The 8,600-nt window shown below is 65.8% G+C and carries 6 protein-coding genes; 3 read left to right on the forward strand and 3 right to left on the reverse strand.

Annotated elements, in window-relative coordinates; translation table 11 throughout:
- Nucleotides 1-89: 89 nt before the first annotated feature.
- The 3 genes from A0J57_RS24720 to A0J57_RS24730 are packed head-to-tail and all read right to left on the reverse strand — an operon-like array spanning nt 90 to nt 4,008.
- Nucleotides 90-1,757 carry a thiamine pyrophosphate-binding protein gene (locus A0J57_RS24720; RefSeq protein ID WP_061940931.1) on the reverse strand — a complete coding sequence of 556 codons (1,668 nt, stop codon included), beginning with the start codon at nt 1,755-1,757 and terminating at the stop codon, nt 90-92.
- Complete coding sequence (locus tag A0J57_RS24725; protein ID WP_061940934.1) at nt 1,750-2,496, reverse strand: cyclase family protein; 747 nt, start codon at nt 2,494-2,496, stop codon at nt 1,750-1,752. Before A0J57_RS24725 ends, A0J57_RS24720 begins: the two co-directional genes overlap by 8 nt.
- 21 nt (nt 2,497-2,517) lie before the next feature.
- Complete coding sequence (locus A0J57_RS24730) at nt 2,518-4,008, reverse strand: aldehyde dehydrogenase (protein WP_061940937.1); 1,491 nt, start codon at nt 4,006-4,008, stop codon at nt 2,518-2,520.
- A gap of 213 nt (nt 4,009-4,221) precedes the next feature.
- Between A0J57_RS24730 and A0J57_RS24735 the strand changes: the two genes are divergently transcribed.
- The 3 genes from A0J57_RS24735 (at nt 4,222) to A0J57_RS24745 (ending at nt 8,075) form a co-directional block, all read left to right on the forward strand.
- Nucleotides 4,222-5,127, forward strand: coding sequence for an SMP-30/gluconolactonase/LRE family protein (locus A0J57_RS24735; RefSeq protein WP_025551947.1), 906 nt, complete (start codon nt 4,222-4,224; stop codon nt 5,125-5,127).
- 117 nt (nt 5,128-5,244) lie between these two features.
- Nucleotides 5,245-6,900, forward strand: coding sequence for a GMC family oxidoreductase (locus tag A0J57_RS24740; RefSeq protein ID WP_061940940.1), 1,656 nt, complete (start codon nt 5,245-5,247; stop codon nt 6,898-6,900).
- A complete protein-coding gene (locus tag A0J57_RS24745; RefSeq protein WP_158298553.1) occupies nt 6,897-8,075 on the forward strand; it encodes a mandelate racemase/muconate lactonizing enzyme family protein in 1,179 nt (392 codons plus the stop codon). Before A0J57_RS24740 ends, A0J57_RS24745 begins: the two co-directional genes overlap by 4 nt.
- Nucleotides 8,076-8,600: the final 525 nt, after the last annotated feature.

The raw sequence follows: 8,600 nt of genomic DNA on the forward strand, positions 1-8,600 counted from the left end.
CATTCCCCCTCCCGCCTGCGGGAGGGGGAATGTCCTGATTCCACCCCAAAAATCAGTCATCCAGCCTATTCCGAACGCACCCAATCCACCTAATAGAACCGGGCCGGATCGGAGGGCGTCCAGGCGGGCGGATGCAGCGACAATATGTCGGTCATGACCTCCACGATGACCGGCGCATCCTCCTTGATGGCGGATCGCAGCGCGGGGCCCAACTCGCCCGGCCGCTCGATCCGACAGGATTTGCAGCCGAACGCGCGCGCGGCGGCGGCATAGTCGACCGGGGAGAAGCGCCAGTGATGATCATGGTCGGTATTGTCGGCCCAGACCGGCTTTTCCTGGCTGAGGCCATTATTGTTCGAGACGATCGTGACGGTGTTGATGCCGTAACGCCGCGCCGTCTCCATTTCACTCATATGGTACAGGAACCCGCCATCGCCGGTGAAGCACAGGACGGGCCGGTCGGGCTGCGCGCATTTGGCGCCGAGCGAGGCGGGATAGGACCAGCCGAGCGATCCGGCGGCGCGCAGCAGGCCCTGCCCGCGCCGGTCGAGATAGATGTGGCGCGCCGCCCAGGCGGCGGCATGGCCGGTGTCGACCACCAGAAGCGCGCCTTCCGGCAGTTCTTCCGACAGGGTGCGGCACAGGCGTTCGGGACGGATCGGCAGGGCGTCCGACATTTCGGCCGGCGCCGCCGCCTGCGTCCAGTCCGCGCGCAATTCTTCCACATGCCGCAGCCAGTCCCGCCGTACCGGCATGTCCGTCAGCGCAGCGGAAAATTGTTCCAATATGGTTTTCGGATCGCCGCAAAGCGCGGCCTGCAACGGATAGTTGCGGCCCAGTTCGCGGGCGTCCACGTCGATCTGGATCGCGGCGACGCCGGGTTGGGGCACCTTCCAGCCGGTGGTCGTCATGCTGCCCGCCATGGTCCCCACGAAAAGGACCAGATCGGCCTCGCTCACCGCCCGGTTGGCGGCTTCCCGCGAATAGATGCCGCAGACGCCGAGCGAGAGCGGATCGCTTTCCCGCAACACCGCCTTGGCGTCGAGCGAGGTGGCGAGGGGCAGCCTGTGCCGCCGCACGAAGGCCGCCAGCGCTTCCTGCGCGCCGCTCGCGCGGATGCCCGATCCGGCGATGACGACGGGACGCATGGCATGGCGCAGCAGGTCGGCGGCGCGGCGGATGTCGGCGGCGGGCGCGGCATGGCGGACCGCCGGGCATGAAGCGAAGGCCGGATCGGGCAGGGGCGCGGGGTCCATCGGATCGTTCAGCACCCCGCCGGTAAAGCCCGCCAGTTCCAGATGGACCGGGCCGGGCGCGCCGCCGGTCGCCACCCGCATGGCCTGGCCCAGCATGTCGGGCAGGCGCGAGACCAGGTCGATGCGCGACGTCATCTTGGTCAGCCCGGCGAAAATGGGCTGCTGGTCGACCTCCTGATATTGGTTGCGGTCGCGGGTGGCGGCGGTGCTGCCGCCGGTCAGCGCCAGCACCGGGGATCGCGCCATCAGCGCGTCCAGCAATCCGGCGGCCAGATTGGCCGCGCCGATCTGCTGCGCCCCGCACAGGCCGATCCGGCCCGAAGCCCGCGCATAGCCGTCCGCCATATAGGCGGCGGCCTTCTCGCCATGGGCGACGACGGGCAGGACCCCGGCAGCCTGCATCGCCTTGACCGCCCCGGGCAGCAGCAGCGGGACGTGGAAGAAATGAGTCGCGCCGCAGGCCGCAAGCGCGTCGGCCAGATACCGGTCCCCGCTATACACCGGCTCGGGCGATCCTGCGGGCCAGCACCCGCGCTGGCGAACCGTCGCCTCCGGCGATGGGCAGGGCGCCGAACAGGAACTCGACCCGCTCCCCGGCGAAGGCGGCGTGCCCGGTCAAATGCTCGCAGATCAATATGCCGTTGGCGAGCAGCGTGCGGTGGACCGGCCAGTCGAAACCGGGTTGCCGAAGATGATAGACAAGGTCGGGCGTCGCAAAGTCGCAGGCCAGCATCTTGATGCGCCTTTCCAGCAGCCATGTGGCGGCTTCGGGGCTGAAGCTCGGATGCCGTTCATAGTCCGGCGTGCCGAAGCGGGCGGCCCAGCCGGTGTCCACCGCCAATATGTCGCCCGCCTGCAGGACCGGGCGGCATTGCTCAAGCTCCGCGACGGAGATGATCTGGTCCGGCCCCTTTTCGATGCGCCAGACGACGCCTTCGCCGCTCAGCCGCTCCGGCGGGATCGACGCCATGTCGGGCGCGTTCTCGAAATAATGCAGCGGCGCGTCGACATGCGTCCCGGCATGCGCGACCATGTGGATGTCGGTGACGTTGAACGGGTCCTGGGGCAGCGAACGCAGCTTGCCGAAGCTGGGCCTCGGAAAGATCGACGCGCAGGGCATGTCCGGGCCGACATCATGGGTCAGGTCGACCCAGGGACCGGCGGGCTGGACCGGTCTGCTTGCCGGCAGGTCCAGCCAGCCGATCCAGCCATCCGGCGCCTTGGGGCATTGATCGCACATCGGTTCATCCTCTTCTGCCGTTCAGGTCTGCACCTGGAACGGGTCCCGCTCGCTTTCGGACAGGTTGATCATCACATTCTTCGTGGTCAGGAATTCCTTCAACCCCTCTTCGCCGCGCTCGCGGCCGAAGCCGCTGTCCTTCACCCCGCCAAAGGGCGTCTGCACGGCCACGGCGCGATAGGTGTTGACCCACACCATGCCGGTGCGGAGCGCGGCGGAAACGCGGTGCATGCGGTTCAGGCTCTGCGTCCAGATGCCCGACGCCAGGCCAAAGCTCTGGTCGTTGGCGATGGCGATCGCCTCCTCCTCCGTATCGAAGGGGATGATGGAGAGCACGGGCCCGAAAATCTCCTCCTGCGCCACGCGCATGCGGTTGTCGACGTCCGCGAAGATGGTGGGCTTGACGAACAGCCCGTCGCGCAGAATGCCGTCGCGCGCCGCTTCGCCCCCGGTGATCAGCCGCGCGCCGTCCGCCTTCGCGGACTCGATGAACGACAGGATGCGGTCGAACTGCGGCCGGTTGGCCGCCGTGCCCATCTCCGTCGCGGGATCGAGCGGATCGCCCAGCCGGATATTCGCCGCCCGGCGCGCCAGTTCCTCCACCACGCCGTCATGGACCGACCGCTGGACCAGCAGGCGCGACCCGGCGATGCAGGTCTGTCCCGTCGCCGCGAAAATGCCCGCCAGCGCGCCCACGGTCGCCTTGCCCAGGTCCGCATCCTCGAAGATGATGTTGGGCGATTTCCCGCCCAGTTCGAGGATCACGGGCGTCAGGTTGCGCCCGGCGGCGGCGGCGATTTCCCGCCCGCCATGGCTGCTGCCGGTAAAGCTGATCTTGTCCAGCCCGCCGCCTTCCACCAGCGCCCTTCCGGTACGCGCATCCCCCGTGACGACGTTGAACACGCCCTTGGGGAATCCCGCCTCCTCCACCAGCCGCGCGAATTCCAGCGTGGTGACGGACGCATGCTCGGACGGCTTCACCACCACCGTATTGCCCGCCGCCAGAGCCGCCGGCACCTTGTTCGCCAGCAGCGCGATGGGGGAATTCCATGCCGTGATGACGCCGATCACCCCCAGCGGCTCCATCGTCGCATAGTCGAAGATGTCGGACCGGTCGACGGGAATGACCTTGCCGAATATCTTGTCGGCATAGCCCGCGAAGAAGCGGAAGACCCGCGCGCAGAAGCGCATCTGCGATCGGGTTTCGCGTATCACCTTGCCATTGTCGGTGGACTCCAGCCTGGCCAGCCGGTCGGCGTCGCGCTCGATCAGGTCGGCCAGGCGGTGCATCAGCCGGGCGCGCTCCACCCCCGGCACCCCGCGCCAGCGCCGTTCGAAGGCCTCCCGGGCGGCGGCGACGGCGGCGGCGACGTCGGACGGACCGGCTTGCGAGATTGTCGCCCAGACAGTCTGGTCGAACGGATTGACGGTGGGAAAGCGCTCGTTCATTTCCGGCGGCACCCACTGCCCACCGATGAAAAGGTCGTAATCCTGCCGCTCAGCCAATGTCATCCTCCCGCCTTTGGCACAGTCCTAGCCCGCCGACGCTATGCCCTCCAATATGTTTCCGGTGAGCGAGAATAACGGAAGCTTATGGTGCCCGCCGGTTCCACCATAAGCAGCGCTTCTCCTGAATGCCGTTTGGATATTGGCCTTCGATCCCCTCGATCCGGATGATTTCGCATCGGAAATGCGCGCAGGACAGCGGAGCATGGGAGAGGTGGAATGGCAATCCGGAAATTGATGAAGCTCTTGGGCTGCGCCGTCGCGATGACCGGCGCCGTCGCCGCGCAGGCTTCGACCCTGAAGGACATATGCGGCGAATGCCGGTTCGAAAAGCTCGTCACCTGCGGCCAGTTCCTGGAAGGGATCAATTTCGACGGCAATGGCGACATCTGGGCCGTCAGCCTGTTCAACGGCGCGATCGTCAAGGTCGTCGGCGGCCAATGCGTCACCCAACTCAGCACGGGGGGCAATCCCAACGGCGCGCGCTTCCATAAGGACGGGCGCTTGTTCATCACGGACAATGCGCGCGGCATCCTGACCTATGATCCGCGGTCCCGGTCGCTCACAGTCTTCGCGGACAGGGTGGAAGGCAAATCCTTTGTCGCCAACGATCTCGTCTTCGATGAACAGGGCGGCATCTATGTGACGCTGGCGGACAATTCCAATTATCTCGACCGGGTGGGGCGCGTCGCCTATTTCGCGCCCGGCACCCGTTCGGCCAGGATATTGGCGGACAGGCTGCCCTATCCCAATGGCGTCGCGCTTACGCCTGACGGCAAGTTCGTTAATATCGGCCTCTACGGCGCGAAGGCGATCATGACCATGCCGTCGGTCGCCAATGCGCAGAGCAAGCGCGGCCCCTATATTCTGGCGCATACCGATGGCGGGATCGGGCCGGACGGCATGACCATGGACGCGGACGGGCGGCTCTATTGGGCGGAATTCCTGGCGGGGGCGGTGGGCGTGGCCGATATGGACGGCTTCACGCTCGGCTATATGAAGTTGCCGAAGGAAGCCGGCCGCTGGACGACGAACCTCACCATCCATGACGGCTATCTCTACGTGACAGAGGCGGAAAAGGGCGAGATCTGGCGCACGCCGGTGACGGTGAAGCCCCAGTCCTGACCGGCGCCGACAGTTTCGGCATGCGATAACGATATGCTGCTCCTCTGCGATTATATTGTATTGCATGCTACCCGGCCATAATGTCCGGCCAACCAGAATATCGATGAGGGATGCAGCGTGAACGCAAGGGCTGGCCGGAACGAAGGGCCTTATGATTTCATCGTCGTGGGTGCCGGGTCGGCCGGATGCGCGGTTGCCAATCGTCTGTCGGAGGATGGCCGGAAACGGGTGCTGCTGATCGAGGCGGGCGGGCGCGACAGCAGCATCAGCATCCACATACCCCTGATGGTCGTGAACCTGCTGAAGGACCCCAATCACACCTGGCCCTTCATCACCGAACCGCAGGCCGCGCTCAAGAACCGCACACAATTATGGACGCGGGGGCGGGTGCTGGGCGGCTCCAGCTCGATCAACGGCAATGTCTATGTCCGCGGCGATCCGGCGGAATTCGACAGTTGGGCGGCGCTGGGCCTGCCGGGCTGGGGCTGGTCCGACATGCTGCCCTATTTCAAGCGGATGGAAAGCTACCGCCAGGGCGATCCGGCGGTGCGCGGCCATGACGGGCCGATCGGCGTCACCAGCCTCAAGCATTTCGACGCGCTGGCCGATGCTTTCGTGGAAGCGGGCTGCCAGGCCGGGTTCGACTATGTCGAGGATTATAATGACGGCCATTATGAAGGCGCGTCCTATCTGCAATATTCGACCAGGCGCGGTTTCCGCTCCTCTTCGGCGGTCGGCTATCTGAAGCCGGCGCGGGGCCGTCCCAATCTGGACGTGATGGTCGACGCTCTGGTGACGCGGGTGATCATCGAAAACGGCGTGGCTACGGGTGTGGAGGTCCGGCGTGGCAATGAACTGATGCGCATCGACGCCCGCAAGGAAGTGATCCTGTCCGCAGGCCCGGTCCAGTCTCCCAAGCTGCTCGAACTGTCCGGTATCGGCAATGCGTCGCTGCTGCGCGAATATGGAATAGAGGTCATCAGGGACATGCCCGCCGTGGGCGAGAATTTGCTGGACCATCCCAATACCCGCCTGACATTCGAATGCACCAGGCCGATCACCATCAACGACGCCTTGCAGCGCCCGACGGTGAAGGTGAAGGAAGGCCTGAAATTCGCGCTGTTCGGCAAGGGGCTGTTGTCGATCTGCTCGGCGGTGGCGCATATCGTGATGCGCAGCTCCCCGGATGAACCGCGCGCCGACCTGAAGCTCCAGCTTCAGCCCTTTTCCGGCAAGGATCGCTACGCGCGCAGGCCGCAGGACGGGCTGGACGCGCATTCGGGCTTTACCGTGGGCGTCATGGGCCTCAGGCCCCGCTCGCGCGGCTGGACGCATATCCAGTCGCCCGATCCCGTCGCCTATCCGAAGATCGACCCCAGATATTGCGACGATCCGCATGATGTCGGCGTGCTGCTGGCCGGGATCAAGGCGGTGCGGGACGTCGCCTCCCATCCCGCGATGCGGGCGATGATCGTGCGGGAGACGCGGCCCGGCGACGCCACCGTCACCGATGAGGAGATCATCGACTATATCCGGGAAACGACGCAGACCACCTGGCATATCGTCGGGAGCTGCAAGGCGGGGACCGATGCGGAGGCGGTGGTCGATCCGCAACTGCGGGTGCGCGGCGTCGGCAATTTGCGGGTGATCGATTCCTCCATCTTCCCGACCATTCCCTCGTCCAACACCAATGCGCCGACCATCGCGCTCGGGGAACGGGGCGCCGACATCGTGCTGGCGCAATGGCGCAACGACAGCCGGGCGGCCGCATGATGCGCATCGAGAGGATAGAACTGCACGTCACCGAACTGCCGGTCCGGCTGAAGCGCACTTTCTCCAGCGGCAGCTACGACACCGGGCCTTCGGACCAGTTGCTGGGCAAGCCCGTCCTGCTCAAGATCCATGCGGAAGGCGTGACCGGCATCGCCCAGATCCGTCCGATCAGCCCCGGCCATTTCGTCGCCGATACGGTGCATAGCGTGATCGGCGCGATCAGGGACATCTACGGACCGCTGCTGATCGGCAAGCGGGTGTGCGACCTGGAATCGATCGACGGCCTGCTGACATCGCGGCTGGCGGGCAATCCGGCGGCGCGGGCGCTGGTCGACATCGCGCTGCACGATGCATTCGGCAAGGCGGTGGGCCTGCCCGTCCACGCGCTGATCGGCGGGCGGGCCAATGCCGCGATCCCGCTGGAATGGTCGGTCAGCCTCTATGACGATCCCGCGCAGATGGTCGCGGACGCCCGCCGCGCCGTCGAGGAATTCGGCATCCGGGTGCTGTGCCTGAAGGCGGCGGGCAAGGGCGGCTGGCGGACGGACGTCGCCAATTTCGAACGGGTGCGGGCGGCGGTCGGGCCGGACATCATGATCGGCGTCGATCCCAATACCGGCTGGACGGCGGCGGACACGGTGTCGGCTCTCAACGCCCTGCGCGACATGGATGTGGGCTATTGCGAACAGCCGGTGGAGCGGGCCGATCTGCGCGCCATGGCCGCGATCCGGGCCAAGGCGGGCGGCGTTCCCATCATGGCCGACGAAAGCCTGTTCACGCTCCAGGACGCGGCCCGCATCGCGGATGCGGCGGCGGCGGATGTATATTGCATCAAGCTCTACAAGGTCGGCGGCCTGACCCCCGCCCGCAAGATCGCGGCGCTGGGCGAGGCGCACGGCATCGGTATCAATTGCGGAGGCCTGGCGGTCGCCTCCCAACTCGAAGCGGCGGCGGCCGCGCATTTCTGCGCCTCGGTCCCGGCGGCCCGCACCTTCGGCGCGGCGGAGTTCGTCTTCGGCGTGGGCGTGCTGGGCGACGATCCCCTGATCGCGGAAGGCGCCATGGCGATAGAGAATGGCGCCGTGACGGTTCCGACGGGGCCGGGCCTGGGCCTTGCCGTCGATGAAGCGGCGCTGCAACGCATGACGCTCCAGAAGTTGGAAGTGACCGGGTAGATCGGCGCGAACCTCTGCCGATTGGGTGCAAAGCGGACACCCACTTACCCCTCTCCCTCGAGGGAGAGGGCTGCGCAGACTTGGCAGCTTGCTGCCTAGTCGTAGCTGGGTGAGGGGGTTGCGATCCAACGGATCGCACGGGCCGCAGGCCCGCTTCCCCTCATCCAGATCAGCCTGGGCTTCCTCGTCGCCAAGGCTTCCTGCCCTTCTCCCTCAAAGGAAAAGGAAGGTCCTGAATTGGCCAAATTCCCGTCGCCCGAACCCGCTTCCTATCAGCCGCTTGTCCGCTCGAATGCCTTCGCGGAGACATGGTGCGCCAAATGAATTCTAAAGCGTTTTCCAAGCAGATGGAACCATCTGCCGACTCGGGAAACGCGACAAAACAAAAACTTAGAGCAGTCGAGCCGATGCAATCGGACCGGAATCTGCTCTAGGTCGTAGTGACATTTTAGGGATTCACGACGGTTTGGATTTGTGCTTCAAGGCTGGCTTTTGGAGGCTGGCGTGGAAGGCGAAGTGCTGCGG

It is taken from the genome of Sphingobium sp. 22B, assembly GCF_001580035.1.
Taxonomy (GTDB): domain Bacteria; phylum Pseudomonadota; class Alphaproteobacteria; order Sphingomonadales; family Sphingomonadaceae; genus Sphingobium; species Sphingobium fuliginis.

What these genes read in the sequence shown, in the direction of transcription:
- A0J57_RS24725 (WP_061940934.1), bottom strand. Translation starts at nt 2,496, where the DNA reads ATGTGCGATCAATGCCCCAAGGCGCCGGATGGCTGGATCGGCTGGCTG.
- A0J57_RS24745 (WP_158298553.1), top strand. Translation starts at nt 6,897, where the DNA reads ATGATGCGCATCGAGAGGATAGAACTGCACGTCACCGAACTGCCGGTC.
- A0J57_RS24735 (WP_025551947.1), top strand. Translation starts at nt 4,222, where the DNA reads ATGGCAATCCGGAAATTGATGAAGCTCTTGGGCTGCGCCGTCGCGATG.
- A0J57_RS24730 (WP_061940937.1), bottom strand. Translation starts at nt 4,008, where the DNA reads ATGACATTGGCTGAGCGGCAGGATTACGACCTTTTCATCGGTGGGCAG.